Source organism: Kitasatospora sp. MAA4, from assembly GCF_029893355.1.
In the GTDB taxonomy this organism is placed as follows: Bacteria; Actinomycetota; Actinomycetes; order Streptomycetales; family Streptomycetaceae; genus Kitasatospora.
Genome location: NZ_JARZAI010000041.1, coordinates 12405 through 38862 on the forward strand (window position 1 = coordinate 12405; position 26458 = coordinate 38862).

General features: G+C 72.1%; 20 protein-coding genes and 1 pseudogene. 10 read left to right on the forward strand and 11 right to left on the reverse strand.

Annotated elements, in window-relative coordinates:
• Positions 1-103 precede the first annotated feature (103 nt).
• From P3T37_RS34260 to dacB, 3 genes are all read right to left on the reverse strand, one after another.
• Positions 104-1492, reverse strand: a complete 1389-nt coding sequence (locus tag P3T37_RS34260; protein ID WP_280727856.1) for an MFS transporter — start codon at positions 1490-1492, stop codon at positions 104-106.
• Positions 1489-2280 carry a glycerophosphodiester phosphodiesterase gene (locus P3T37_RS34265; protein WP_280727857.1) on the reverse strand — a complete coding sequence of 264 codons (792 nt, stop codon included), beginning with the start codon at positions 2278-2280 and terminating at the stop codon, positions 1489-1491. The genes P3T37_RS34260 and P3T37_RS34265 overlap by 4 nt, the downstream gene beginning before the upstream one ends.
• Before the next feature lie 146 nt (positions 2281-2426).
• On the reverse strand, positions 2427-4076 hold the full coding sequence (dacB, locus tag P3T37_RS34270; RefSeq protein WP_280727858.1) for a D-alanyl-D-alanine carboxypeptidase/D-alanyl-D-alanine-endopeptidase: 1650 nt from the start codon (positions 4074-4076) through the stop codon (positions 2427-2429).
• A 283-nt stretch (positions 4077-4359) separates the two neighbouring features.
• Between dacB and P3T37_RS34275 the strand changes: the two genes are divergently transcribed.
• Positions 4360-4836: a hypothetical protein gene (locus P3T37_RS34275; RefSeq protein WP_280727859.1), complete on the forward strand. Its 477-nt coding sequence runs from the start codon at positions 4360-4362 to the stop codon at positions 4834-4836.
• 56 nt (positions 4837-4892) lie between these two features.
• Positions 4893-7232 carry a tetratricopeptide repeat protein gene (locus tag P3T37_RS34280; RefSeq protein WP_280727860.1) on the forward strand — a complete coding sequence of 780 codons (2340 nt, stop codon included), beginning with the start codon at positions 4893-4895 and terminating at the stop codon, positions 7230-7232.
• A 9-nt stretch (positions 7233-7241) separates the two neighbouring features.
• Here P3T37_RS34280 and P3T37_RS34285 read toward each other — a convergent pair whose 3' ends face one another.
• The 5 genes from P3T37_RS34285 to P3T37_RS34305 form a co-directional block, all read right to left on the reverse strand.
• Positions 7242-8240 (reverse strand): asparaginase, encoded by a 999-nt coding sequence (locus P3T37_RS34285; protein ID WP_280727861.1) that lies wholly within the window; start codon positions 8238-8240, stop codon positions 7242-7244.
• Positions 8230-8862 (reverse strand): hypothetical protein, encoded by a 633-nt coding sequence (locus P3T37_RS34290; RefSeq protein ID WP_280727862.1) that lies wholly within the window; start codon positions 8860-8862, stop codon positions 8230-8232. The genes P3T37_RS34285 and P3T37_RS34290 overlap by 11 nt, the downstream gene beginning before the upstream one ends.
• Before the next feature lie 110 nt (positions 8863-8972).
• Positions 8973-10892 carry a helix-turn-helix domain-containing protein gene (locus P3T37_RS34295; RefSeq protein ID WP_280727863.1) on the reverse strand — a complete coding sequence of 640 codons (1920 nt, stop codon included), beginning with the start codon at positions 10890-10892 and terminating at the stop codon, positions 8973-8975.
• Positions 10893-10945: 53 nt separating this feature from the next.
• On the reverse strand, positions 10946-12382 hold the full coding sequence (locus P3T37_RS34300) for an MFS transporter (RefSeq protein ID WP_280727864.1): 1437 nt from the start codon (positions 12380-12382) through the stop codon (positions 10946-10948).
• Positions 12383-12428: 46 nt separating this feature from the next.
• Positions 12429-13214, reverse strand: coding sequence for a 3-hydroxybutyrate dehydrogenase (locus tag P3T37_RS34305; protein ID WP_280727865.1), 786 nt, complete (start codon positions 13212-13214; stop codon positions 12429-12431).
• A gap of 344 nt (positions 13215-13558) precedes the next feature.
• On the opposite strand from P3T37_RS34305, the gene P3T37_RS34310 reads away from it, so the two are divergent.
• Positions 13559-16030, forward strand: coding sequence for a putative Ig domain-containing protein (locus tag P3T37_RS34310; protein WP_280727866.1), 2472 nt, complete (start codon positions 13559-13561; stop codon positions 16028-16030).
• A 92-nt stretch (positions 16031-16122) separates the two neighbouring features.
• Here P3T37_RS34310 and P3T37_RS34315 read toward each other — a convergent pair.
• Positions 16123-16488 (reverse strand): annotated as a pseudogene (locus P3T37_RS34315) (ArsI/CadI family heavy metal resistance metalloenzyme); the annotation flags it as partial.
• Positions 16489-16626: 138 nt separating this feature from the next.
• Between P3T37_RS34315 and P3T37_RS34320 the strand changes: the two are divergent.
• The 7 genes from P3T37_RS34320 to P3T37_RS34350 all read left to right on the forward strand — a co-directional run bounded on the left by P3T37_RS34320 (position 16627) and on the right by P3T37_RS34350 (position 22129).
• A complete protein-coding gene (locus tag P3T37_RS34320; RefSeq protein ID WP_280727896.1) occupies positions 16627-16944 on the forward strand; it encodes a metalloregulator ArsR/SmtB family transcription factor in 318 nt (105 codons plus the stop codon).
• Complete coding sequence (locus P3T37_RS34325) at positions 16941-17699, forward strand: MIP/aquaporin family protein (protein WP_280727867.1); 759 nt, start codon at positions 16941-16943, stop codon at positions 17697-17699. The genes P3T37_RS34320 and P3T37_RS34325 overlap by 4 nt, the downstream gene beginning before the upstream one ends.
• Complete coding sequence (locus P3T37_RS34330) at positions 17696-18112, forward strand: arsenate reductase ArsC (RefSeq protein ID WP_280727868.1); 417 nt, start codon at positions 17696-17698, stop codon at positions 18110-18112. Before P3T37_RS34325 ends, P3T37_RS34330 begins: the two co-directional genes overlap by 4 nt.
• A gap of 84 nt (positions 18113-18196) precedes the next feature.
• Complete coding sequence (locus tag P3T37_RS34335; RefSeq protein ID WP_280727869.1) at positions 18197-18451, forward strand: DUF2630 family protein; 255 nt, start codon at positions 18197-18199, stop codon at positions 18449-18451.
• A 76-nt stretch (positions 18452-18527) separates the two neighbouring features.
• A complete protein-coding gene (locus tag P3T37_RS34340; protein ID WP_280727870.1) occupies positions 18528-19145 on the forward strand; it encodes a hypothetical protein in 618 nt (205 codons plus the stop codon).
• 265 nt (positions 19146-19410) lie between these two features.
• A complete protein-coding gene (locus P3T37_RS34345; protein WP_280727871.1) occupies positions 19411-19917 on the forward strand; it encodes a hypothetical protein in 507 nt (168 codons plus the stop codon).
• Between the two features lie 58 nt (positions 19918-19975).
• Positions 19976-22129 (forward strand): bifunctional polysaccharide deacetylase/glycosyltransferase family 2 protein, encoded by a 2154-nt coding sequence (locus P3T37_RS34350; protein ID WP_280727872.1) that lies wholly within the window; start codon positions 19976-19978, stop codon positions 22127-22129.
• On the opposite strand, the gene P3T37_RS34355 is transcribed toward P3T37_RS34350, so the two are convergent.
• Together P3T37_RS34355 and P3T37_RS34360 are read right to left on the reverse strand one after the other, a co-directional pair.
• Positions 22119-23177 (reverse strand): VWA domain-containing protein, encoded by a 1059-nt coding sequence (locus P3T37_RS34355; protein WP_280727873.1) that lies wholly within the window; start codon positions 23175-23177, stop codon positions 22119-22121. The two genes, P3T37_RS34350 and P3T37_RS34355, sit on opposite strands and share 11 nt — an antisense overlap.
• A gap of 79 nt (positions 23178-23256) precedes the next feature.
• A complete protein-coding gene (locus tag P3T37_RS34360) occupies positions 23257-26457 on the reverse strand; it encodes a TIR-like protein FxsC (protein ID WP_280727874.1) in 3201 nt (1066 codons plus the stop codon).
• Between the last annotated feature and the right edge of the window lies 1 nt (position 26458).

The following is a 26458-nucleotide window of genomic DNA, read 5'->3' on the forward strand; positions in this document are numbered from 1 at the left end:
TCCTGGTTTGCAGTCTGCAGCGCCCTGGGCGAGTTGTGCGGCTCTGACGACTTCGCCCCACCGAGTGCGGCCTCGGCGGGGCGAAGTGTTCGGACTGGGTCCGTCAGAGGCGCTCGGGGACCGGGTTGCCGACGGCCTCGATGGCGCGGCGGACGGGGACCTTCGCCAGTACGGCGAAGCCGATGACGAAGAACACCAGCAGCGAGATGATCGCCGAGCGGTAGCTGCCGGTGATCTGGTAGGCGAGGCCGAAGACCAGCGGGCCCATCCAGCTGGTGCCGCGATCGCTGATCTTGTAGACGCTGAAGTACTCGGCCTCGCGGCCGGCCGGGATCAGGTGGGAGAACAGCGAGCGGGAGAGCGCCTGGCTGCCGCCGAGGACCAGCCCGATCATGGCGGCCAGCGCGAAGAACCAGGCGGGCTGGTGGGCGGGCATGAAGTACCCCAGGGCGAGGGTGACCACCCAACCGACCAGGGAGCCGAGGACGGTCCGCTTGGCGCCGTACCGGCGGGCGATGCGGCCGAGGAGCAGCGCGCCCCCGATCGCCACGATCTGGACCAGCAGAACGGCGGCGACCAGCGTGGTCTGGTCCATGCCGAGCTCCTCGCTGCCGTAGAGGGAGGCCTGGGAGACCACGGTCTGGATGCCGTCGTTGTAGCAGAGGAAGGCGCCCAGGAAGAGCAGGGTGAGTGGGTAGCGGCGCATGCCGCTCAGGGTGCGGCCGAGTTCGCGCAGGCTACCGGCGGCGGGCCGGTCGGGGTCGGCGCGATGGGTGTCGGCGCGGTCGGGGGCCGCACCGGCGCGGGAGGGCAGCCGCCGCAGCGGCACGAGGGTGAACAGGGCCCACCACAGACCGGCCGAGGCCAGGCAGATCCGCACCGCGGTGCCGGAGGACAGGCCGAGCGCGTCGTGGCCCTCGAACAGCGCCAGGTTGGCTATCAGGAGCAGTCCGCCACCCGCATAGCCGTAGGCCCAGCCCTTGGAGGAGACCGCGTCACGCTCGTCGGGGCCGGCCAGGCCCGGAAGGAAGGCGTAGGAGAGCGCGACCGACACCGCGTACGCGATGTTGGCGATCACCAGCAGTCCGGCGCCGAGCAGGTAGCGGCTTCCTCCGAGGAAGAACATCCCCATGGTGGCGACCGCGCCGACGTACGCGAAGCCGCACATCAACTCCTTGTGCCGGCCGGTGCGGTCGGCGACCGTGCCGACCAGCAGCATCACCACGACGGAGACCAGCACGGAGAGGGAGACGGTGTACGGGAAGAACGACCCCGCGCGCACCGAGAGACCCAGCGGGTGGATGTCGCCGCCGGCATCGGCGGCGTTCTTGGCGACAGAGGTGAGGTACGGCCCGAGGAACACCGTCAGTACCGTGGCCGAGAAGGCCGCGTTGGCCCAGTCGTTGATGTACCAGCCGAACTGCATCCGGCGCAGGGCACGGGTGTCGGTGGCGGCTGCCGGATGGTCAGGCAGGTGGGTCGCGGTGTTCATGGGGTTCCTATCGCCGTGCTTCCGTCGGTCCAGCTGCCGCGCTCCTCGAGGACGTCCCGCAGGACGTCGATGCGATCGGCCATGATGCCATCCACACCCAGGTCGAGGAGAGCCCGGATCCGTGCGGGGTCGTCCACGGTCCAGACGTGAACCTGCAGGCCGAGGCGATGGGCGGTGCGCACGAAGGCCCCGTCGACCACCCGGATGCCCCGGTGCCGCTCCGGAACCTGCGCGCACACCCCGGACCACGACGCCCCTCGGCCCGGGAGCAGCGGCCCGGCCAGCGAGCGCAACCGTAGCCGTGCCACCTCGCGCGGGCCGAGCGAGGTGGCCAGCCGGGGACCGGCGGCGGCGCGGACGGCGGCGAGGCGGGTGTCGGAGAATCCGCCGACGCAGACCCGGTCCCACGCGCCGGTGCGGCGGATCGCGTCGACCAGCGGCTGAACGGCCGGGGCCGCCTTGACGTCGATGTTGAAACGGGCCTGGGGGAACCCATCGAGCAGGTCCTCCAGGAGCGGGATGGGCTCGGTGCCACCGATCCGGGCCTCACCGACCGTGCGCCAGGGCAGTTCGGCGACGGCTCCGGCCCGGTCGGTGACCCGGTCGAGGCGGGAGTCGTGGAAGGCCACCAGCACGCCGTCGGCGGTGACGTGCACGTCCGTCTCGAGGTAGCGGTAGCCGAGTTCGACGGCAGCCGAGAACGCGGCGAGCGAGTTCTCGGGGTGACCGAGAACACCTCCCCGGTGAGCGAAGGCCAACGGCCCGCGGTGGTCGAGGAAGGGGTGCATCTCGGGCTCCGAGGTTCTTGCGAGGGGGCGGCGACCGTCAGAGCCGGCGAGCGGCGGGGCCACCGCAACGCCCCTTCGTGACGCGCAGTCGCCCCGCCGAGCTGGTACTCGACGGGGCGAAGTAAACCAGCGTTCGCGCCCGGCCGTCACCCGGTCGGTGCCTTCTCCCTTCTCGTGGACGGGACGGCCTTGTGCTGCGAGCGGCCGGCGCCGCGGTCTGCGCAGGCCTCCTGCTGGAGGATGACGGCGATCTGGTCGACGTCGTCGTTGACGTCGAAGAACCCCTGGATGTTCGGTGCCGCCGCGCCGTTGACGCCGATGAAGAAGGTGTAGAGGTGGCCGTCGTCCGCCTGCAGGTACCCCGCGTACGTCTGCGCGTTGATGGCGAAGCCCTGGTTGAGCTCGTCGAAGCCGATGATGGTGCCGGGCTTGGCGAAGACCTTGCCCTTGGCCGGGCAGTTGGTGGTGCAGTAGAGCGCGCCCGTGCCGGACACACCGAGGATCGGCAGTGAGGTGCGGAACGCGTCCGCGTCGGGGGTGTGCAGCCAGTAGGCGAGCAGCTGGTTGAGCCCGGTGGCCGTGACGCGGTCGACGGGGACGTCGCCGCGTCCGTCCGCCATCTCGAACTGGGTCGGGTCCACCTTCGCCGTGTTGGCGAGGAAGTCGTGGATGACCGGGAAGGCGTCGAAGCAGTTCTTGCTGCCGATGTTCGCGGCCATGTTGCACAGGGCCAGATTGGCGCCGAGGTTGTGGCTGACATTCAGGATCAGCTTGGCGTAGTCGCGGTACTGCGGTGAGACGAAGGCTGCCACCTGGGGATCGCCGGTGTACGAGGCGGGCAGCGTGCTGTCCGGGTTGGGCCCGGTCGGCGGGGCGGTGACGGTGACCCCGGCGCGGCCGAGGGCCTCGATCAGGGCTGTGCGCCCGAAGGCGTTGGGGTCCTGGACCTGGGAGATCTTCAGGGTGGGCTGGGCGTCGGCGGCGATCGTGCCGGAGAGCGTGATGTTGGTGCCGTCAGGGGACGCGGCGACCTGGATGTCGGTGGTGCCGCCGGCCGCCACCGTCTGGACGTTGGAGGTGACCTGGTACGGCGCGACCTGCGGGCGCCAGCTCAGCTGGGCGGGCTGCCCGGGGGAGGTCGGCGTGCTCAGCAGGTCGATGACGTTGTCGTTGATGATCAGGGGCGTCGGCGTGGGGCTGATCGGCGGGGGCGCGAACAGCCGCGAGTCGATGACGACATCGCCGTCGACCGTGGTGATGCCCGAGTCGCGGACCTGCTGGGCGATCTGGTCCAGGCCGGCGAGCGGGTCCTCGGGCGTGAGGGTGGCGCCCGGGACGTCGTCGGCGTAGGTGTGGTCGATGGGGGTGAAGTCGACCGACCCGTCCGGCTTGGTCCGGCCGCCCATGGTGAGGTCGCCCTGGGCGACGAGCGCCAGGTTCCCGGTGAGGGTCGAACCGTTGAGCTGCCCGATCGCGTTCACCGGAGTGGTGAAGCGGTGGTCCGGGCCGAGGGCGTGCCAGGCGCTGGAGATGGTGATCAGCTTGATGGTCGAACCCGGCATGAAGAACTGGTTGGGGTGCATGGAGTGGATGACCCGCCCGTTCTCGGGGTCGATCTCCAGCATCCCCCACTCCGCGTGCTCGTACGCGGGCTTGTTCATGATCGCCGTGATGTCGGGACTGAGGTCGCTGTGCGGGTTCTCCGCAGGTGCGGCGGCAGCCGTACCCGCCACGACCGCGAGCGTGACGCCGACGGTGGCCCAGGCCCGAAGCCGACCACGGATCCTTGATCTCATTCGCCCAACTTTCTGGAGTCGGAAGCCCCGTCTTGCAGGGCGCTCACGGCGCACATGGTAGGTATGCGGACTCCGGGGTCGGGGCTACTGCGCGGTGTGCTGACGGCGTGGGGTGTGAAAATCATCCGGTCGGTCGAAGGTCGGCACCCATATGCGGGCCGGTTTCGCTGACGGTTGATCATCTGCCCTTGCCCGCCTGCGCAGTTGCGTGGATATCTCGCTGGGCATGGTGACCCGCTCGCGGTACGGTCGGGGTCACGATTGCCGACAAGGGGGATTGCGCATGCTGTCCGAGGCGCTGACCGCGCTGGCCATGTCCGGTGGGACGGCGGTGATGACCGCGGCCGGGACCGAGGCCTGGGAGGGGTTCCGAGGCCGGGTGGCCGCCTGGTTCGGGCGGGGGAACGCCCAGCGCGAGAGCGCTGAGCTGGAGCGACTGGGACGCACCGCCGCCGAGCTGGCGGCGGCCGAGGGCGGTCAGCTGGAGCGGCTCCGGATCCGGCAGGAGGCCTCCTGGCAGGCCCGGTTCGAGGCGTTCCTGGAGGACCTGCCCGACGACGAGCGCGAGCGCGCCGGCGAGGCGCTGCGCGAACTGCTGGACGAGAGCGCGGCCCGGGCCCAGGTGTCGGCCGGGGACGGCGGGATGGCGATCGGCGGAAACGTGCAGATCAGCGCCCAGGACGGGTCGGTCGCCGCCGGCGTGATCCACGGGGGTGTGCAGATCGGCCACCCTCAGGTGCCGGATCCGTCCAAGGGCTGAACGGACCGGCTACGCCAAGCCCAGCACCGAGCTCGCCACCGCCGCTGTTCACCGGGGTGCAGGCGAGCAACCACAGCTTCGCCGTCGGCCACGCCGACCAGGTCGCCTACTACTCCGGCCGACGTGCCCCGGCGGCCTGGCCGCACCAGGTCGGGGCGGTCCCGCACACCGCGCACTGCTTCCAGCGCCGGGCCGTTCTCGACGCCCCCGACTCCCCCGACACCGCTGCGCGCTGCCGGATCCTGGTCGGCACCGCCGGGGTCGGCAAGACCCAGCTGGCCGCGAACGAGGCCCGTACCGCCTGGCAGGCCGGGCAGCTCGACCTGCTGGTCTGGGTCGCCGCCGGCAGCCGCGCGGCGATTCTGACCGCCTACGCCCGGGCCATCGCCGAGATCACCGGTAGCGACCCGGCCGATCCGGAGCAGGGCGCGCGGGAGTTCCTGGCCTGGCTCCGGCCGGGCGGGGCCGGGGAGGCGGTCCGCTGGCTGATCGTCCTGGACGGTCCGGTCGACCCCGACGACCTGCGCGGACTCTGGCCGCCGGACCAGCCCGTGGGGCGGACCCTGGTCACCACCTGGCGCCGGGATCTGGCCCGCGAGGGGCTCGGCCGACAGGTGGTCACCGTGCCGTCGTTCAGCTCCGCCGAGGCTCTCGGCTACCTCACGGCGGTGCTCGCCGCGACCGGCCGAGTCGAGCCGCCCGAACAACTGGAGGCTCTCGCCCGCGAGTTGGGACACCTGCCGCTCGCGCTCGCGCAGGCGGCCGGCTACCTGGGCAGCACCGGCCCGAGCTGCGCCGAGTACCTCCGGCTGCTCGGCGAGGACGGTCGGCGACTGGCCGACCTCGTACCGGACCCGGGCGGACTGCCGGACGGGCAGAGTCTGCCGCTGCCCCACGCCTGGGACCTCGCGCTGGAGCGCGCCGACGCCCTGGCACCGGTCGGGACGGCGCGGATGCTGCTGGAGCTGGCGGCGCAGCTGGCCTCCGACGGCATCCCGGCCGGGGTGCTGACCGCCGCGGTCAGGTACCTCGACCGGCAGCGGGCCGCACGCACGGGCGAGGACGCGGAGCCGGACGGCAGCGGCGACGAGACGCTCGCGCTGCTGCACCGGTGGAGCCTGCTCGACTACGACCCGGCGGACAGGGACCGGTCGGTGCGGGTCCACCCGGTGGTGCAGCGAGCCGTCCGCGAGGGCGCGCCCGCGAGCCGGGCCGCCGAGCTGGTCGACGTGGCCGCCAACCTGCTCCTCGTCGCGTCCCGGGAGTCGGCGGACGAGGCGAACTCGCTGACGTTCTTCCTGGTGCCCCGGAGGGAGCAGGCGCCGCACCTGCGTTCACGCGCCCTCGACTTCCCTCCGGACGTGCTGCGCTCGAACGTCGAGGCGCTCATCCGCAATGACCGGGTCCTGCTGCTGGGCTCCGGCAAGCCCGAGCTCCGGCACGGCTGGAGTACCGGCGGGGAAGTGCACGACCTGGTGTTCCGGGTGGGCGACACGCTGGCGGACGACGGCCGGCCACAGGCCGCGCTGGACTACTTCGAAACGCTGCTGCCGACGACGGCCGACCGGCTGGGAACACGGCACGAGTCCGTGACGAAGCTGCGCGGCCGGATCGCGCGGCTGCGGGCGGAATCCGGCGACCCCACCGCCGCGATCACCGAGTACCGCCGGATGATCGGCGACCAACTGGCCCTGCTGGCCCCGGAGTACGAGCTGTTCCCGTCCCAACGGGTCCGCCTGGTCGGAGAGGTCACCGAGCTGCGGTACCAGCTGGCCCACTGGCTCGAACAGGCCGGCGACCTGCCGGGCGTCGCAGGCGTCCATCGCGACCTCCTCGCCGATGACGGCTACATCGCAGCCGTCAACGGACGGACGGGCCCGCCGGACTTCACCCTGCGCAGCGCCGCCGCCGAATGGCAGGGAAGGGCGGGAGACCCGGCCGGGGCAGTGGCCATGTATCGCCAGCTCGTCAACGAGCGGCTCCACACGCGCGGACCACAGGACTCGGGCACCTTCGACGCCCGGTTCAGCTTCGGCCACTGGCTGGGCGAGTCGGGCGACGCGCGGGGGGCCGTGACCGTCCTGACCGACCTGCTCAACGACCAACTCCGCCTGGAGTCGCGCGAGATCGCCAACGGCGCTCGGGACACCTGGTCCAACCCGTACGCGCTGTCCGGCGACACCGCCCGGTCCGAGATGTTCCGTACCCGGGCCGCCATCGCCCACTGGCGCGGCCGATCCGGCGACCCTCGCGGCGCGGTGGCCGTCCTCTCCGACCTGCTGAACGAGCAACTGCGCGTCCTGCGACCGGACCATCCCGACCTCGCGACCACCCAGCGGGCACTCACGTACTGGCAGGAACAGCCCCAGGGCAGGGGGTGGCTACGGGGGAGGTAGGGCGCGTGGTCAGAACTGCTGGAACGCCGCGGCCACGGCCGCGCGGTCGGCGCCCGCGCGCAGGTGGGCCAGGAGGAGCAGTCGGGCCTTGAGGGGGTCCAGATAGCCGGCGCTGATCAGTCCGCGGCCGAGGAGGTCCTTCTCGGAGCCGGGGAAGGCATAGGTCTCGGTGAGCACGGGACCGGCGCCGGTACGGGAGGCGAGGACCACCGGGACAGTGGCCGCGAGCCTCTCCAGCGGCTCGACCCAGCCGGCGGGGACGTGGCCTGCGCCGAAGGCCGCCACCACCACACCCGCGAATCGGCTCTCCAGGCCCTCCAGCAGGGTGCCGTCGTCGCCGAGGCTCGCCACGATCAGCGCCACCTTCGCGTCGTCGGTGAACGGCAGGCCCACGGGGAGCGCCCTGCGGCGGCTCGTCAGCAGGAGGCGCAGGCGTCCCTCGGCGAGGTAGCCGAGGGGGCCGGCGTTCGGGGAGGCGAAGGCGGCGACGCCGGTGCTGTGGACCTTGCGGACCAGATGGGCGGCGTGCACGGTGTCGGCGAAGACGACCACGCAGCCGAGGTCGGCGGCCTCGGGACTGGCCGCGCTCTGCACGGCGGCCAGCACGTTGGCCGGCCCGTCCGCACCCGCGAGGGACGGGTTGCGCATGGCACCCGTGACGACCACCGGAGCCCGGCCGGTGTACAGCAGGTCCAGGAGGAACGCGGTCTCCTCCAGGGTGTCGGTGCCCTGGGTGATGACGAAGCCGTCGATCCCGGCAGCCGCACGCTCGTTGAGCAGCTGGGCCAGCTCCGCGATGTCGTCGACCAGGAGCGAGGCGCCGGGCTTCTGCCGGAAGTCCAGCACACCCACGCGCGCCCACCGGTCCAACCCCGGCACCGCCGCCACCAGGTCCGCCGCCGTCAACCGGGGCACCACTCCCCCACCGGCGCCCGGACCGGAGGTCATCGCGATGGTCCCGCCGAGCGTCACCACGAGGACGGTCGGCAGCGAAGCGTCAGAAGGCACGGTCGGGAACCCTTTCGAGAGTGCGGTGCCAGATGCTCTGCCACTGGCGGTGCGCCGCGATGCGCTGGACCATACCGGCCGTCGAGCGCTGGACGTGGAGCGCGATTCCGCAGCGTCGGCACAGCTGGTAGGTCGCGTAGCCGTCGTCCCAGAGGACTGCTCGGCTACCCGTGCAGAGCGGGCAGCCGCCTTCGTCCGGGTGCGCGGCCCGGCCGATGGAGTGTCGAACGACCTCGGACAGAGGTCTGGCGGGGTGCCGACGCGGGTCCGGGCAGAGGTAGCCGGGCCGTCCCCATCCCCAGCTCCAGGTCGGCAAGGCCTCGTGCCGGGCGGGCTGTCGCTGCCCGGCGTGCTTCTCCGCGCGGCGCCGCTGGACGTAGTCGGCCTGCGCGGACAGCCACACCTGCCGGGCGGCGTGCAGTTCCTCGACGGCGCGGACCAGCGACTCGGGATCCCGAGCGAGATCCTCGGGGATCTGGGCGCTGAGGACCAGGTGGTGGTAGGTGGCCCGGAGGCCGTAAGGGGCGAACACCTCCAGGCACGTGCGCAGAGCGCTCAGTCGCCGGTACGGCGGCAGGTCGGCGTCGTGCACGCGGGCTCGGTGGGTGTGGAAGCTGCTCATGGCGTAGCCATGCTGTCATCCCCAGGCCGCGTCCTGCGAGCGGATGAGCCGTGCACGGGATATGACGCTGACGCGCGGCGACCGGTCGCAGCGCTGGAGAACACGGTCTCTCAGTGACTGTTCGTCAGAAGATGGAGCTTCAGCGCCAGTTGGAGTTCCATCGCGCGATCCGGGCAGCTCCAGTCCGCCCCCAGGATGGACTCGATCCGGTCAAGGCGCTGGACCACGGTGTTGACGTGGATGTGCAGTTCCTCCTTGGCCCGGGTCAGGTTCGCGCCACAGGCGAAGTAGGCGCGCAGGGTGCCGACCAGGTCGGTGCCACGCCGGGCGTCGTAGTCGAGCAGCGGCCCCAGAGCGGACCGGACGAATCCGCCGACCTGGTGGCCCTCGCCGAGCAGAACGCCGAGGAAGCCGAGGTCGGACGCGCAGGCGCCCTCGCCGGTGCGGCCCAGCACGTGCATCGCCCGCAGGCAGCGGACCGCCTCGGCATGCGCGGCGGCGAGGCCTGCCGGTCCGGCCGCGGGGCCGGCGGCTGCGACGGTGACGGGGGCGCCGGTGAGATGGGCGAGCTGGGCGGCGGCCGTACGGGCGGCCTCGGCGGGCGTGGTGGCGCGGTGCGGGAGGAGGAGGACCACGGTGTCGTCGTGCTCGGCGGTGATGCCGCCCCGGCCGAAGAGGTGCTGCAACCCGGCGCCGGCCAGCTTGTTGCGGGCGTGGGCCGGGGACTGGGCGACCAGCAGGACATGAGGGCGGTTCAGGTCGGTGCCCAGGCGGCGTCCGCGGTCCACCAGTCCGGCCGGGTCGCGGCCGGGGGCGGTGAGCACCTCGGTGAGCAGCTCACCGCGGATGCGGTTCTCGGTCTCGGCGACGGTCCGGCGCAGCAGTAGGAGGAGTGCCGTGACCACGCCGGCCCGCTCGAAGAGCCGGCGGTCGGCGTCGCCGAGTTCGGGGTGGTCCAACAGGACCAGAGTACCGAGGAGTTCGGGCCCGGCGAGGACGGCGCAGACCCAGTGCCGGCCGAGCGGGACGGCGCGAGCGGCCGTCCTGGACTCGGCCGCGGCGGCGGTCACCGTCTCGGGGGCGAGATCCGAGGCGCGGCCGGCCTGGGCGAGCCGGTGGCCGGTCGGATCGTGGAGGGCGATGGGGGCGCCCAGGAGCTCGGCCACCGCCGCCGCCACGTCGGCCGTCGCTCCACCGCGCAGGACGAGATCGGTGAGGCGGTCGTGGGCCTCCTCGGCGCGCTGGATCGCGGCGGCGTGCTCGCGGATGACCGCGTTGGCCTCGGCCAGCTCGGCCAGCGCCGCGCGGGTGTCGGCCAGCGCCCTGGCGGTGTCGATGGCGATGGCGGCGTGGGCGGCCAGTGAGCAGAGCAGCGCCACCTCGTCGGGTGAGAAGGGACGCGCCGTACGGTCGGCGGCGAACAGCACGCCGATGACCTTCCCGCCCTCCGTGGTGCTGGAGCCGAGCAGCAGGGGCACGCCCAGGATGGCGACCAGGCCTTCGTCGACGACTCCGGCATCGATGGCGCCGGTGTGGTCGAAGCGCTCGTCCGTCCGGTAGTCGGGGGTGGCGTAGGGGCGGGCGGTCTGCGCGACCAGACCGCCGAGCCCCTTCCCCAGGTCCAGTCGGAGTCCTTGGAAGAGCGGGGACACCGAGCCGTCGGTCACCCGCATGTAGGTGTCGCCGGCCTGTTCGTCGGGGAGCGTCAGATAGGCGGTGTCGGTGCCCAGCAGCAGCCGTGCCCGGCGGACGATGGACTGGAGGACGGCGTCGAGATCGCGCAGCGCCGCGAGATCGCTCGCCGTGTCGAAGAGTGCGGTGAGTTCGGCCTCGCGGCGGCGGTGCTGTCCCAGCGTGCGCTGGACGCGCATCGCGAGCCAGGCGCCCTCCTCGATCGCCGCGGACTCGTGCGGCTGCGCTCCGCCGGCCCGGGCCTCGGCCGCGGCGCGACTGATGTCATCGGCCGACGCGCCGTCGGCGAGCAGTTCCAGCAGGCGGCGCAGGGCTGAGGTGATGGCGTGGTCGGACATGGTGGCCGCAATCGTCGCACAGGGGCTGGGGGAACGAAATGCCCGGCTCCACGTCAGGAACCGGCGCCGGAGGCGGCGATCTCCTGCCCGGTGCCCGCCACGGCGGCGGTACCGGAGGAGGGCGGGACGTCTGCCAGGTCGCGGTCGCGGGTCTCCTTGGCGAAGAGCATCGCGACCACGGTGATCACCGCGGCGATCCCGACGTACACCGAGATCGGGGACGAGTTGCCGTACGAGGCGAGCAGCGCCACGGCGATCAGCGGCGCCGGGGCGCCGGCCGCGACGGAGGCGAACTGGGCGCCGATGGAGGCACCGGAGTAGCGCATCCGGGTGCCGAACATCTCGGAGAAGAACGCGGCCTGCGGGGCGTACATCGCGCTGTGGAACACCAGCGCGACGGTCACCGCGACCGTGATCATCGCGAAGTGCCTGCTGTCCACGAGGGCGAAGAAGGGCCAGATCCAGATGCCCGCGCCCACCGCGCCGGCCAGGTAGACGGGCTTGCGGCCGACGCGGTCGGAGAGTGCGCCGAACAGCGGGATGAGACAGAACTGGATCGCCGAACCGATCAGCACGGCGTTGAGCGCGGTCTGCTTCGGCACCTTCAAGTGCTCGACGCAGTAAGCCAGGATGAAGGTGGTGACGACGTAGTAGGAGATGTTCTCCGCCATCCGGGCACCCATCGCGACCAGGACGTCGCGCCAGTGGTGGCGCAGCACGGCGACCATCGGAGGCTGCTCCTTGCCCTGGTCGGCCTGGTCGGCCATGGGGGCACCCCCGGCCGGAGGCCGGCGGAGCGTCCGGTCGTTCGCGAGGGCCTGCTGGAAGAGCGGGGACTCCTCCACCGAGAGCCGGATCCACAGGCCGACCGCGACCAGCACGGCCGAGAACAGGAACGGGATGCGCCAGCCCCAGGCGAGGGTGGCGGCGTCGCTCTGCACATGGGCCAGCAGGGTGAGGGCGCCCACCGCGAGCAGGTTGCCGAGCGGTGCGCCGCCCTGCGGCCAGGAGGCCCAGAAGCCGCGGCGCTCGGGGTCGCCGTGCTCGGAGACGAGCAGCACGGCGCCGCCCCACTCGCCGCCCAGCGCGAAGCCCTGGATCACCCGCAGTGTGGTGAGCAGGACCGGCGCGGCGATGCCGATCGACTTGTAGGTGGGCAGGCAGCCGATCAGCGCGGTGGCGCTGCCCATCATCAGCAGGCTGACGACCAGGAGCTTCTTGCGGCCGAGGCGGTCGCCGAAGTGGCCGAAGACCAGGGCGCCGATCGGACGGGCGGCGAAGCCGATGGCATAGGTGAGGAAGGCGAGCAGGGTGCCGGTCAGCGGGTCGGAGGTGGGGAAGAAGAGCTTGCCGAAGACCAGGGCCGCGGCGGAGCCGTAGAGGAAGTAGTCGTACCACTCGATCGTGGTACCGATGAGACTTGCGCCGACTACGCGGGCAAGGCCGTTCGGCCTGCCGGGCGCGTTCACAGCACGGGGAGCGCTGGCCATGGGTTCACCGTTTCGGGGGGCGGAGAGTGGGGTGGGCTGGGGGGTGTCAGTGAGCGGTCCAACCGCCGTCCAGCGGCAGCGAGGTACCGGTGACGTAGCCGCTGGGCGGCGAGCAGAGCCACAGAGCCGCGTGGGCGACCTCGTCGGGCTCGATCAGCCGCTTGATCGCGGAGCGTTCGAGCATCACCTGCTCCACCACGTCCTGGGTGGAGATGCCGTGGGCGAGGGCCTGTGCGGCGATCTGCTCCTCGACCAGGGGCGTGCGCACGTAGCCGGGGCTGACGCAGTTGCTCGTCACGCCGTAGGGGGCGCCTTCGAGCGCCACCACCTTGCTCAGCCCCTCCAGGGCGTGCTTGGCAGTGACGTACGCGGACTTGAAGGGGCTGGCCCGCAGGCCGTGCACCGAGGAGATGTTGACGATCCGTCCCCACTCCTGCCCGTACATGTGGGGCAGGGTGCGGCGGATGATGCGGAACGGCGCCTCGACCATCACCCGCTGGATCAGCTGGAAGCGATCCGGCGGGAAGTCGTGGACGGGGGCGATGTGTTGCAGGCCCGCGTTGTTGACGACGATGTCGGCATCGTCGGGCAGCCCGTCCACCGCGACCGGATCGGACAGGTCGACGACCAGCGCGATCCCGCCGATCTCCTGCGCCACCGCCTCGGCGGCCTCGGCCGCGCGGTCCACGACGTAGACCCGGGCACCCGCCGCGGCGAAGGCGACGGCGCAGGCGCGGCCGATCCCGCCGGCCGCTCCGGTGATCAACGCGGTGCGGCCGATCAGGAACGGCGCGGGAGCCGTGGGCCGGTCGGTGCTGTGGGTGCTCTCCATGGCGGTCACGGTAGAGATGACGGCGAAGGTCTCCCATGTGCGGGACGACCACAGTGATCAGGCCGGATATGGCGCGCTCTGCCATGTCGCCGGGCCTCTGCGATCGACCGAACGAGGTCATTGCGCGGGCGAACGGGAGTGCAGCAGGAGGGGCCCTCCGCGGCGGGCCCCTCCTGCTGTGCTGAACGCGCAATCCTTCTGGTGGAGTTGTCGCGAATGCGACATGTCATGTTCTCGCCATGCCGGGCGCCTTTCTCGCGGCTCCCGGCGGCACCAGCATCCGTGTGCCCCGTGTCGGCGGCAGCCGACACCCATCCGGTACCGCTCGGTATGTCAGGAGAGACATGTCCGGACTGGCTAGAAAAGGCTCCCTGCTCCTCGCCGGCGCTCTGGCCGCCATTACGGCGTTCACCGCTCCCGCGTTCGCCACCTCCCACGCCACCTCACACGCCACCTCCCGCGGCCCGCACGCGGCGCACCCCACCGCCCCCTCGCTCACCCAGGTCAGCAGCGATCCGTACTCCGACGCGCAGGCCCAGCACGCCACCGAGGTCGAGCCGGACACCTACAGCTACGGCACTACCGTCGTCTCCGCCTTCCAGGTCGGCCGGGTCTCCGGCGGCGGCGCGTCCAACATCGGTTGGGCGACGTCGAACGACGGCGGCCAGACCTGGACGCACGGGTTCATGCCGGCCTCCACCGCGAACACCAGCGGCCCGTACGCGTCGGCCAGTGACGCATCGGTGGCCTACGACGCCAAGGACGGCGTCTGGATGGTCTCCTGGCTGGGCATCACCTCCGGCAGCGAGGTCGACGTGGAGCTCAGCCGCTCCACGGACGGCGGACACACCTGGAGCAACCCGGTCGGCATCTCCACCAGCACGTTCGACGACAAGAACTGGACGGTCTGCGACGACCACGCGTCCAGCCCGTACTACGGCCACTGCTATACCGAGTACGACGACGCCAACTCCGGCGACGCCGAGCACATGCGCACCTCCACCGACGGCGGCGTGACCTGGGGCGCGGAAATGAGCCCCGCCGACAGTCCCAGCGGGCTGGGCGGCCAGCCGGTGGTGCAGCCCGGCGGAACCGTCGTCGTGCCGTTCTCCTCGGGCACCCAGAGCGCCGAGGACGCCTTCACCTCCACTGACGGCGGCGCGAGTTGGGGCGCCAGCGTGCAGATCGCCACGGTCGCGCACCACACGGTCGCCGGGCTGGAGAACGACGCCGCCGCTGCCACGGCGACGCGCAGCCCGCACGACACCCTGCGCGAGAGCTCGCTGCCGTCCGCCGAGATCGACGCCTCCGGCAAGGTCTACACGGTCTGGTCCGACTGCAGCTTCCGCAGCAACTGCACCAGCAACGACATCATCATGTCGACCTCCACCGACGGCACGACGTGGAGCACACCGGTGCGGGTGCCGATCGACGCGGCCACCAGCACGGTGGACCACTTCACCCCGGGCATCGGCGTGGACCCGAGCAGCTCGGGGAGCACCGCCCGCCTCGGCCTGACGTACTACTACTACCCGAACGCCGCCTGCACGGACACGACCTGCCAGCTCGACGCCGGCTACGTCTCCTCCGCCGACGGCGGCGCCACCTGGACCGCGCCCGTCCAGCTGGCCGGCCCGATGACGCTGGCCTGGCTGCCGAACACCAGCCAGGGCCGGATGTTCGGCGACTACATATCCACCTCCGTCCTCGCCGGCGGCAACGCCGTCCCCGTCATCCCCATCGCCCACGCCCCCAGCGGCAGCACCTTCGACGTGGCGATGTACGCACCGACCGGCGGCCTGCCGGTCGGCCAGGCATCGGGCAACACCGTCACCGTCGCCAACCCGGGCAACCAGAGCACCACCGCCGGCAGCGCCGTCACGTTGCAGATCAGCGGCACCGACTCCGGCGGCGCAGGCCTGACCTACTCCGCGACCGGCCTGCCGACCGGCCTGTCGATCTCCGCCTCCGGCCTGATCTCCGGCACACCGACCACCGCCGGCACCGCCTCGGTGACGGTGAAGGCGACCGACGGCACCGGCGCGTCCGGCCAGGCGTCGTTCACCTGGACGATCAACCCCAGCGGCGGCACGGAGAGCGTCTCGGTCACCAACCCCGGCAACCAGACCAGCACGGCCGGTACCGCCCTCTCGCTTCAGGTCTCCGGCTCCGACTCCGCGAGCAAGCCGCTCAGCTACTCCGCGACCGGCCTGCCGACGGGCCTGTCGATCTCCGCCTCCGGCCTGATCTCCGGCACCCCGACCGGCGCCGGCACCTCCTCGGTCACCGTCACCGCCTCCTCCGGCACCGCCTCCGGGTCCGCGTCCTTCACCTGGACCGTCAACCCCAGCGGCGGCGGGTGCAGCAGCCCGGGCCAGAAGCTGGGCAACCCCGGCTTCGAAACCGGCACCGCCTCGCCCTGGACCGCCACCGCCGGCGTCATCGACAACTCCAGCAGCGAGCCCGCCCACTCCGGCAGCTGGAAGGCCTGGCTGGACGGCTACGGCAGCGCCCACACCGACACGCTGAGCCAGACCGTCACCATCCCGGCCGGCTGCAGCGCGACGCTGAACTTCTACCTCCACATCGACACCGCCGAGACCGGCACCACCGCCTACGACACCCTCAAGGTGCAGATCGGCAGCACCACGCTGGCCACGTACTCCAACCTCAACAAGAACACCGGCTACAGCCTGTACTCCTTCAACCTCTCCAGCTACGCCGGACAGACGGTGACCCTCAAGTTCACCGGCACCGAGGACGCGTCCCTGCAGACCAGCTTCGTCATCGACGACACCGCGCTCAACGCCTCGTGATGCACGGCTCCTGACCTCAGGGGGCTCCCCAGCGCCCGCGGGCAAGGGGAGCCCCCTGAGGGCTCCGGCCACACAGATCAGCAGCAGGCAGAGGCATCGGCCTTGACCACGTAGACCTCCCACGGCTCCCGGCCCGGGCCGTGCACCCACACCTTGTCCTGGAGCGCGTAGCAGCAGGAGGTGTCCTTCTCCTCGGACGTGGCGAGCCCGGCCTCCCTGAGGCGGTCGGTGGCAGCGGTGACCTGGTCGGTGGACTCCACCTCGACGCCGAGGTGGTCCAGGCGGGTCTCCTCGCCGGCGGGACCCTCGATCAGGACGAGCTTGAGCGGGGGCTCGGCGATGGCGAAGTTCGCGTAGCCCGGCCGGAGTTTGGCCGGCTCGGTGGCGAAGAGCCTGGAGTAGAACGCGATCGACCCTTCGAGGTCGGCGACGCGCAGGGCGAGCTGAACACGGGACATGACGGTACTCCCCGATCCAAGACTGTATCGACGTCTGTCGATATGGCCGAGGTTGCCACCCGATTAGATGGCTGTCAACATAGACGTATGTCGAAACTGGAACTTCAGGTGATCGACCAGACGGCGTGCTGCTCGCCGATGGTCCGCGAGCCGCTGGGTGAAGAGGCCGCCGTCGACCTGGCGAGGATGTTCAAGGCGCTGTCGGACCCGGTGCGGCTGCGGCTGCTGTCGCTGATCGCCTCGCACGAGGGCGGCGAGGCGTGCGTCTGCGACCTGACCGGTCCGTTCGACGTCTCGCAGCCGACCATCTCCCACCACCTGAAGGTGCTGCGCGAGGCCGGCCTGGTCAGCTCCGAGCGGCGCGGGACCTGGGTCTACTACTGGGTGCTGCCCGCCGCCCTGGCCAGGCTCTCGGCCCTGCTCCAGATCCCGGTCGCCACCGGCGGTTCCAGATGACCGGGATCGCTCCCCTCGGCCGCCGCACGGCTGTCGAGTTCGTCGGGACGGGCGCGCTGGTCGCGATCGTGGTCGGCTCCGGGATCCAGGCCACCGAGCTCTCCCAGGACGTCGGCGTACAGCTGCTGGCCAACTCGCTGGCCACCGTCTTCGGGCTCGGCGTGCTCATCGCCCTGCTCGGGCCGATATCGGGCGCCCACTTCAACCCGGCCGTGACCCTCGCGGCCTGGTGGACCGGCCGCCGGACCGGCGACGGTCCGACCCTGCGCGAGGCCGCGGCGTACGTGCCCGCGCAGATCGCCGGGGCCGTCGGCGGCGCGGTCCTGGCGGACGCGATGTTCGCCGAGCCGCTGGTGCGCTGGTCCACGCACGATCGCTCCGCCCCGCACCTGTGGCTCGGTGAGGTCGTGGCGACCGCCGGACTGATCCTGCTGGTCCTCGGCCTCGCCCGCACCGGCCGCGCCCACGTCGCGCCGGTCGCGGTCGCCTCCTACATCGGGGCGGCGTACTGGTTCACCTCCTCCACCAGCTTCGCCAACCCGGCCGTCACCATCGGCCGGACCTTCACCGACACCTTCGCCGGCATCGCCCCGGGCTCGGTGCTGCCGTTCGTCGCCGCCCAGCTCGTCGGCCTGGCCCTCGGGGTCGCCCTGGTCGCCCTGCTGTTCGGCCGGCCGGCACCCGCCGGCGAGGACGTCGTCGTCCCGCACGGCGGACACCACCTCACCGCCTCCGACCGGAAAGTCCTGTCATGAGCGCCCGCGCCGTACCGTCCGTGCTGTTCGTCTGCGTCCACAACGCGGGCCGGTCGCAGATGGCCGCCGCCTTCCTCACCCACCTCGGCGACGACCGGGTCCAGGTCCGCTCGGCCGGCTCCGCCCCCGCCGACACGGTGAACCGGGCGGTCGTCGAGGCGATGCGCGAGGTCGGCATCGACATCTCCGCCGAGACGCCGAAGGTGCTGACCACCGAGGCCGTGCAGAGCTCCGACGTGGTGATCACCATGGGCTGCGGGGACGCCTGCCCGTACTTCCCCGGCAAGCGCTACCTGGACTGGACGTTGGCGGACCCGGCCGGGCAGGGCGTCGAGGCCGTCCGCCCGATCCGCGACGAGATCGAGCAGCGCATCCGCGCCCTGATGACCGAACTCGGGATCCAGCACGGCTGACGTCCGGGGGTTCCCGGCATGCGGCGGGCGCGGCGCGGGCCGAGGATGAGCGGTATCCACCGCACCACGTCCAGGGAGGCCCCGATGGCCGGCCAGCAGAACAGCGACATCCTCGGCTCGATCGACCAGCTGGTCGAAGCCGAGAAGCAGCTCCGCGCCCGGATCGCCGACGGCAGCGCGGACAGCGACAGCGCACGGCAGGAGCTGGCCGCCCTGGAGGTGCAGCTGGACCAGTGCTGGGACCTGCTGCGCCAGCGCCGGGCCCGGACGGAGTTCGGCGAGGACCCGGGCACCGCACGGATCCGCCCGGCCGACGAGGTCGAGGGATACGAGTCCTGACGGCCGACCGGGCCTGCTGAAAAAATCTTTCCCGAAGGTGTGACACCCGCGGGGGCCTCGACGCTGAAGACGTGAGATGAGCACCAACCGACCCCGTCGGATCGACCGCGACGCAGCCGAGCGCCTACTCGCCCGTGCCGCGGACGGTACGCAGGGCGGTCAGGGCGCACTCGCCGACCTGCTCGCCGCCGTAGCCGCCCCCGGCGCGGCACGCGAACTGGTCGGTGAGGAGGCGGCCGTGACCGCGTTTCGGCTGGCTGTCCACCTCACTGTCCCCGCCCCTCGGTCCCGGAGAAGAACGATGACCAGCTGCACGCCCTCGCGGTCCCTCGCCGCCAAGGTCGCCGCAGCCACGCTCGCCGCCACCGCGCTCGGCGGCGTCGCCGTCGCCGCGAGCACGGGGAACCTCCCGGTGGTCCTCGGCGGTACCGGACGGGATGGCGGCCCCACCGCCGCACCCACGAGCGTGCCGAGCAGCACCGGTCGGGGAGCGGCTGTCGCCAAACCGCTGCCGGGCACGACCGGCAGCGCATCGGCGGGCACCGGCACGACGCCCCACGCCGACGTGAGCGCGAGCCCGAGCCCGAGTGCCGAGCACGGCAGGAGCACTGCCGACCCGCACCCCGACAAGCCGACCCCGTCCCACGGAGACGGCCGGGACGACCACACCCACACACCACCACCCAAGCAGTAACCCCCCCCAAGTACTCCGGAAGGGTGGTGGTCTCCCCGGACAGACCACCCCTCCGGATCACCGGCAGCCCGCCTGTGCAGAGAACGGCTGCCGGCCTCCGCGGGGTCGACGGGATTTCCCGGTCCCGATCGACCCCGCGGCGCACCACGTGCTCCCGGTCCGGCTGGGGTCGGCCGGACCGGGAAAGGTCGCTGACCCGCACTGACCGACCCGCACGATCTGCCTCCCGTCCGCCAGGACTCCCTTCGGCATGGAAAGAACCGCGGTGAACGACGACGACACGCTGGAACTCGAACGAGTCGTGGCCGGCCTCCCGGACCGGCCCGGACCACCCCGGCCCGCCGAGGCGGCCCCCGTCTTCGTCGACGCCTCCGGCCGCCGCCAACGCCGGGTCCGCCGGGCCGGCCGACTGCTCGCCGTCCCCGCCGCCGGCTACGTGCTGCTCCTGGTGAGCAGTGCGATGGGCGGACCCACCGTGAACTCGCCGTTTCTGCCGCTGCCCGGGCCACCTGCCACCAGCGCTCCGCCCAGCCCCGTCGCCGCTCCCCCGGCTCCCGCCACCACCGCGCCGTCCGGCGGCACGGGCGGCGGGAGCAGCGACCGGCCCGCGTCCACCGAGCACCGCTCGGCTGCGCCCGCCGCCCTCGTCGCGGCGAAGCCGGCGGCCCCGCACACCGCCGTACCCGCCACCACGCCGGCCCCGGCGCCCACCACCGCGGGCCCGACCACCGCGCCTAGCCACGGCCACCCCGTCCACACGCCGCACCCGTAAGCCGCATCAGTACGTCGCATCCGTACGCCGCATCCGTACGCCGCAGAGAGCAGCCGTCATGTCCCGTCGTCGCCGCCGCCGGACCCCGAGTCGGCACGGCAGTGTCCGTGCGGTGCCGCTGCGCACCCACTGGCTGCTGCTCACCGTCACCGTGCTGACGCTGGTCGCTGCCCTGCTGATCCAGGGCTACACCCAGCACCTGTACGGCACGGCGAACGACGACGAGGCTGCCCTCTCCAAGGGCCCGCACGCCACCGTGCCGAGCGCGGTCACCGACGGCGGGCCGGTCATCGACACCGCCACCGCTCAGCCGCGCACCGCGACCCCTGGTGCGAACACCATCGCGCTCACCTTCGACGACGGCCCCGACCCGCGCTGGACCCCTCAGATCCTCGACGTGCTGCGCCGCCACCACGTGCACGCCACCTTCTTCGTGATCGGCGACCAGGTCGCGGCCAACCCCGGACTCGCCCGGCAGATCCTGGCAGACGGCAACCAGCTGGGCATCCACACCTTCAGCCACCCCAACCTGGGCTCGCTGCCCGCCTGGCAGCGCACCCTCGAACTGCGCGAGGCGCAACTGGCGGTGGCCGGCGCCACCGGGCAGACCAGCTCGCTGCTGCGCCCGCCGTACTCCTCCAGCAACGACGCGCTCACCGACCGCGACTGGCAGGCCGTCCAGCAGGCCGGCCAGGAGGGCTACCTGACCGTCCTCACCACCCAGGACAGCGAGGACTGGCGCCGCCCCGGGGTCGACCGGATCGTCGCCAACGCCACCCCGGCGGGCCACCGGGGACAGATCCTGCTGATGCACGACGCGGGCGGCGACCGTTCGCAGTCCGTCGCCGCGCTGGACCGGCTGCTGCCCCAACTGCAGGGCGCCGGCTTCCACTTCGCCACGGTCTCCGACGCCGTCGGACTGCCCTCGCCGATGCGCCCCGCCAAGGCGTGGGACCACTGGCAGGGGCTGGCCCTGATCGCCGTGCTCTGGTCGAGCAACTGGGTGCTGAAGATCATCGGCTGGCTGCTCTACGCCGCCGGGGCGCTGAGTGTGCTGCGGGCCGCGGCCGTTCTGGTCGCCGCCCGCCGGCACAAGCGCCTCGCCGACGTCCCCTGGGGGCCGCCGGTCACCCAGCCGGTCAGCGTGATCGTCCCCGCGTACAACGAGAGCGCGGGCATCGAGGCCGCCGTGCGCTCGCTGCTCGCCTCCGACCATCCCGTCGAGATCATCGTCGTCGACGACGGCTCCACCGACGGCACCGCAGACCTCCTGGAGTCGCTTCGACTGCCGCCCTGGGTCCGGGTGATCCGCCAGCAGAACGCCGGAAAGCCGGCCGCGCTGAACACCGGGATCGCCGCCGCCACCTGCGAGTTGCTGGTGATGGTGGACGGCGACACGGTCTTCGAGCCGGACGCCGTACGGATGCTGGTGCAGCCCTTCGCCGACCCGCGGGTGGGCGCCGTCTCGGGCAATGCCAAGGTCGTCAACCGCGGTGGCCTGCTCGGCCGTTGGCAGCACATCGAGTACGTCGTCGGCTTCAACCTGGACCGCCGGCTCTTCGATCTCGCGCAGTGCATGCCCACAGTGCCGGGCGCGGTGGGCGGCTTCCGCCGCTCGGCGCTGCTGGGCGTCGGCGGCGTCAGCGAGGAGACGCTCGCCGAGGACACCGACCTGACCATGGCACTCTGCCGGGCCGGCTGGCGGGTCGTCTACGAGGAGCGGGCCATGGCCTGGACGGAGGCCCCCGCCACCCTCGGCGCGCTGTGGAAGCAGCGCTACCGCTGGTGCTACGGCACCCTCCAGGCCATGTGGAAGCACCGCGGCGCACTCGTCCAACGCGGCCCGGCGGGCAGGCTCGGCCGCCGCGGGCTCGGCTACCTGATGCTCTTCCAGGTCCTGCTGCCGCTGCTCGCCCCGGTCGTGGACGTGCTCGCCGTCTACGGCCTGGTCTTCCTCGACCCGGTCCGGATCCTGGGGCTGTGGGGTGCCTTCCTGCTGCTCCAGCTCCTGATGGGCTGGTACGCGTTCCGGCTCGACGACGAACGCCCCGGCGCCCTGTGGACCCTCCCGCTGCAGCAGTTCGTCTACCGGCAGCTGATGTACCTCGTGGTGATCCAGTCGGTGTGCACCGCGCTGGCCGGCACCCGGCTGAGGTGGCAGCGGATGGAGCGCTACGGCAGCCTGAACGTCCCGGAGAGTGTCAGAGCATGATGAGCAGACGCGTGTTCGGCTTGAGCTTCCTGTTCACCGAACGGCTCTGCACGTAGACCTCCAGCTTGGGATTGCGGCCCGCCTTCACGGAGACCGTCCCCTGAATGCCCGTGCCGAACAGCAGACTGCGGGCCGCGTCGCCGGTGTAGGCGCGGTCGGTGTCCTTCTCGACCACGATGACCTCCTTGTCCGGCTGGACCTGAACCCGGGTGCCCAACTGGTAGTAGCACGCGCCGCGTTCGTACGTCACGCCCGGGTGCGAATCGACGAAGGACCGGATCTCGATCTCCGTGTCGACCTTCAGCAGGCGGTACTTGTCGACCGGGACCGGTTCGAGGTTCGCCCGCACGTCGTCGACCGAGATGTCCTGGCCGACCGCGAACAGGTTCTTCGTGCCGCGCACGCCCTTCTCCCGGCCGCGCAGGAAGCTGGTGGCGGCGGCACGCACGGTCCCTATCGCCTCCTCGACGCCCGCCTGGGAATCCGCGTCCCAGATGGCGATGTTTCCGGCGGGGAAGCCGTAGTTCTGGGCGGTTCGCTTCGCCAGCGAGTTCGGCACGAGGATCGCGGAGGTCCAGTGGCCCGGAAGCGCACCCATCGTCGCCGCGATCCTGTCGAGCCAGGGTCCGAGAACGGCCATGTCGCCGTCGTGCCGCCGGTCGCCGCCGGAGGCGTTCTCCTCGCCGTCCGTCACCACGATCTGGAGGAAGCTGTGCTCGCCGTACGCCTCCCAGATGTGACCCAGGTCGTCCAGGGATTTCAGCGAGGCCTCGATGAGGGCCGTAGCGCCGTTGTTGACCTTGTACAGGCCCCGCATGGACGGCAGATGCTTCACGTCCATGTCCCACACCAGATTCTCCACCCGGTGGTCGAAGGAGTAGAGACTGATCCGGGTCTCATGGCCGAGGCTGTCCGATTCGGCCTTCAAACCTGCCACGAACTCGTCCACAACGCGGATCAGTTGACTCTGGTGAGGCCGCATCGAACCCGAACTGTCCACCACCAGCGCGACATGGTTCACCTTGTGCTGAATCTTGTTCGCAGACATATGACCGCCCCTTTTCCGAGCTCCCCTGGTGATGTCTCCACACTAGGGGGAGGCACTGACAACGGAGCTTGACGGACGATCACTCCTTGTCAGGGTCCGCATCGGAACGGCGGACGAAGTCGCGCAGGCGCGGTCGGAAGTCGATGCCGCTGGACGGGCGGGGCAATCCGCGTTCCTTGAACGCCTTCTGGGCGCGGAGCGCCGCGTGCTGGAAGGCCGCCCCGAACTCCCTAGCGGTGGGGATCCCTGCGGCGTCGGGGCCGGCGCTCTCGCTCGACCCGAACGAGGGCAGGGCGGCCCGGCCCAGCATCTGGTGGCTGAATGCGCTCAGGGTCGAGGTGTAGGCCGCGCTCTGCGGGTCGTCGCGGTTCCACGGCTCGACCACGGTCACCCAGGACGGGGCTCGCCGGACGAAGTCGCTTACCAGCTCCCGGCGTTCGGGGTCGGCCAGGGCCCAGCGGTCGAGCAGCACCACGCCGGGGCCGCCAGGCTGCTCCAGCTCCAGCAGCCGGCCGGCCGCGGCGTCGAACTCCTGGATGGTCGGGTTGAGGTCGCACTGCCTGGCCAGCTGGGCGGCCCGCTCGGCCAGCGCGGTGGACGAACCCCGCTCGTACGGCTGCCAGTCGGTGCGACCGGCGCCGTAGTAGGCCGGGTCGCGATCCGGCGGCAGCTCGCTCCGCTTGAGCGACAGCACCGCGATGGTCAGCTGGTCGGCCGGCGAACCCGTCGGGAAGGCCGAGGGGCTGAGGCTGAAGTCGAGCGGCTCGACCACCGGGACCACGGTCTCCACCGCCACGTCGACGATCCGGCGGGCCAGCCGGTAGACCACCTGTTCGTACTTCTCCTGGTGGTGGCGCTGGGCCATCAGCGCGTACAGCCCGTCCTCGACGTACTCCTGCGGGAAGCTGGAGTGTTTGTACTGGATGGCACTGGCCACCGGCGGAATCGCCTCGTCCCGCATCCCCACCCAGAGCACCGGGACGATCGCCGAGGCCAGCGCCGGCCCGCCGGGCGCACCGGCCGAGCGCTGCGCGAAGGTGTACCACTCCTGGCCGCACGAGACGCTGCGGAACAGCCGCGGATGGTACAGCGGCACGAACACCCGGCAGGTGGCAAGGGCTTCGGAGACCCTGGCCGCCCAGCTGTCGCCCTGGTGCATCGAATCGTCCATGAACCCCACCGGGTCGGCGGTCGGCAGCGGCGACAGCTGCCCCACCGCTTCACACAGATCCTCGTAGAACTGGGTCACCCGGAGGTTGGGATTGCGCGAACCGACGGGCGGCATGTGGGCGTAGCTGACAAAGAAGTGCGGCTTGGCGACACCCCCGCCTCGATCGTTCCCCGCCCGCTGCGGCTCGCGCACTGCCACCTGCGCACGAGGATTCAGGGACAGCAGGTCGCTCCGGTAGCGCCCGGCGAGAGTCTGACGATCCGTCAACTCGGCGATCCGCACCAGCAGTCGCAGCGCGGTCCGGATCGCGTTCGGCGACTCCGTGCGGACTGCCAGCAGGCGGTTCACCAGATCGATCAGCTCGGGCGAGGCCGCCGCCTCCTGCTGCGGCAGCGCGTCCGGCAGCCAGCCGAGGTGCCCCAGAGCAGACGGCAGGTGCAGCACTCCCGCGCGCACCTCCTCGGGCCAGGACCGCTCGGCGCCCGACAGCTGACCGCCGGCCGCCGGCTGCGCACCGCCGCCGCCCAACCGGGCGATCAGCGCCGCACTCGCCCAGGCGAACGGCTCTCCCTGCACCGGCGGGCCGCCCGGCTGCGCGGGGCCCGCGAGCAGTGCCGCGGTGCCGGGCCCGCGGCCGGTCGGGCCCGCCAGCCGACGTACCAGCCGACGGCCGGCCTCCAGCAGCTCGCGGGTGGGTACCGAGTCGAAGAGCCGGTCCCGCACCACGGGCGGGAAGTCGAAGAGCTGCTGGCGGCGGGTCGGCGCGGCGAGGACCTCGGCGGACCAGGGCACCGGCTCCAGCAGCCCGCTGAGGAAGACCTCGGCAAGCGCCGCCGGACCACCGCCCGACCGCAGGTCCGCCTGGACCAGGCGCATCACCGGCACGGTGAACGGCGCCACCGCGGCCAGTCGCGCCGCGAGCCGGCGGGCCTCGGGAGAGGCCACCGACCGGAAGCGGGCCAGCAGTTCCTCCGGTTGGGGTGCCGCGGGTGGCGCGACCGCACCGGGATCGCGCCCGGCACTCCGCTCGACCGCCCCCGCCGGCGGCGGGCTCTCCCAGCAGGGCAGCCGGCTCGAGCCACCCGGTCCGGCCACCGTGCGGGCCCAGTCGGTCAGCGAGGCGGGGACCAGTTCGAGCACCGGCACCGGGACGTCCGCCGACTCGCGGCGCCAGCCCGCGTTGGGTCCGCCGGCCACGGTGGTGTACACCCGCTGCTGGGCCACCGCCAGGCCGGTACCGGCCCACATCCGGCGCGGCAGCAGCTGCACCACCGCGACCGGACCGCAGCGCCCCCAGCCGTCCAGGGCCGCCCGCATCCGCCCGTCCCGCCAGGCTGCGCCGACCCCGTCGGTCATGACCAGGACCAGGCTCTGCCCGCTGGGGTCGGCCAGCACAGCCGGACTCGACGAGGCGCTACCCGCCCCGAACGGCTTGGCGCTCAGCCTGACCGGGTCGGGGCCCCGGGTGCCCAGTCCGTTCACCGTCACCTGCTGGAACGCCCCGGAGCGCTCCACGAGCAGCTGGAACTCGGCCACCGTGCGCTGCCAGAGCAGCATCGACAGGCCGTCGTCGACCACCAGGGAGCAGCGCAGCCAACGCTCCCGGCCCGCTCGCAGTACGGGTTCGAGCAGCCCGGTCTCGGCGAACCGGGCGATGGTCGCCTCCACGTCGAGTTCGTGCTCGTGCCGACTGCGGCGGTGGCGCTTGAGCGGGCGCAGCGCCCGGGCCAGTCCGAGCTCACCGGGCAGCGCCTTGAAGGCCGGCAGCAGCACCGGCTGCCCGCTCCCGGCGCTGCCCTGCTGCCCTGCCGCCAGTCGCGAACCGCCGTGCAGCGGGCCGCCGGGGTCGAACGCGTCGTCCGGATCCTCGTCCACCGGCTCGTCCGGCTGCGTCCCGCTCGGTCCGCCGAACCGGCCGACCTCCGCGGCCGGCCCCGCTCCCCCCGCCGCGCGAGCCAGTGGCAGCTCGGTGTCGCCACCGGTGAGCCGCCCGGCCAGCCAGAGGACGTCGAGCAGCTCCACCAGGTCGAGCCGCTTCCCGCTGTCGGCGAGCAGCTCCAGCGCGGCCGCCAGCGGCGCGCTGTGCGGTCCGGGGAGCTCGGAGGTCATC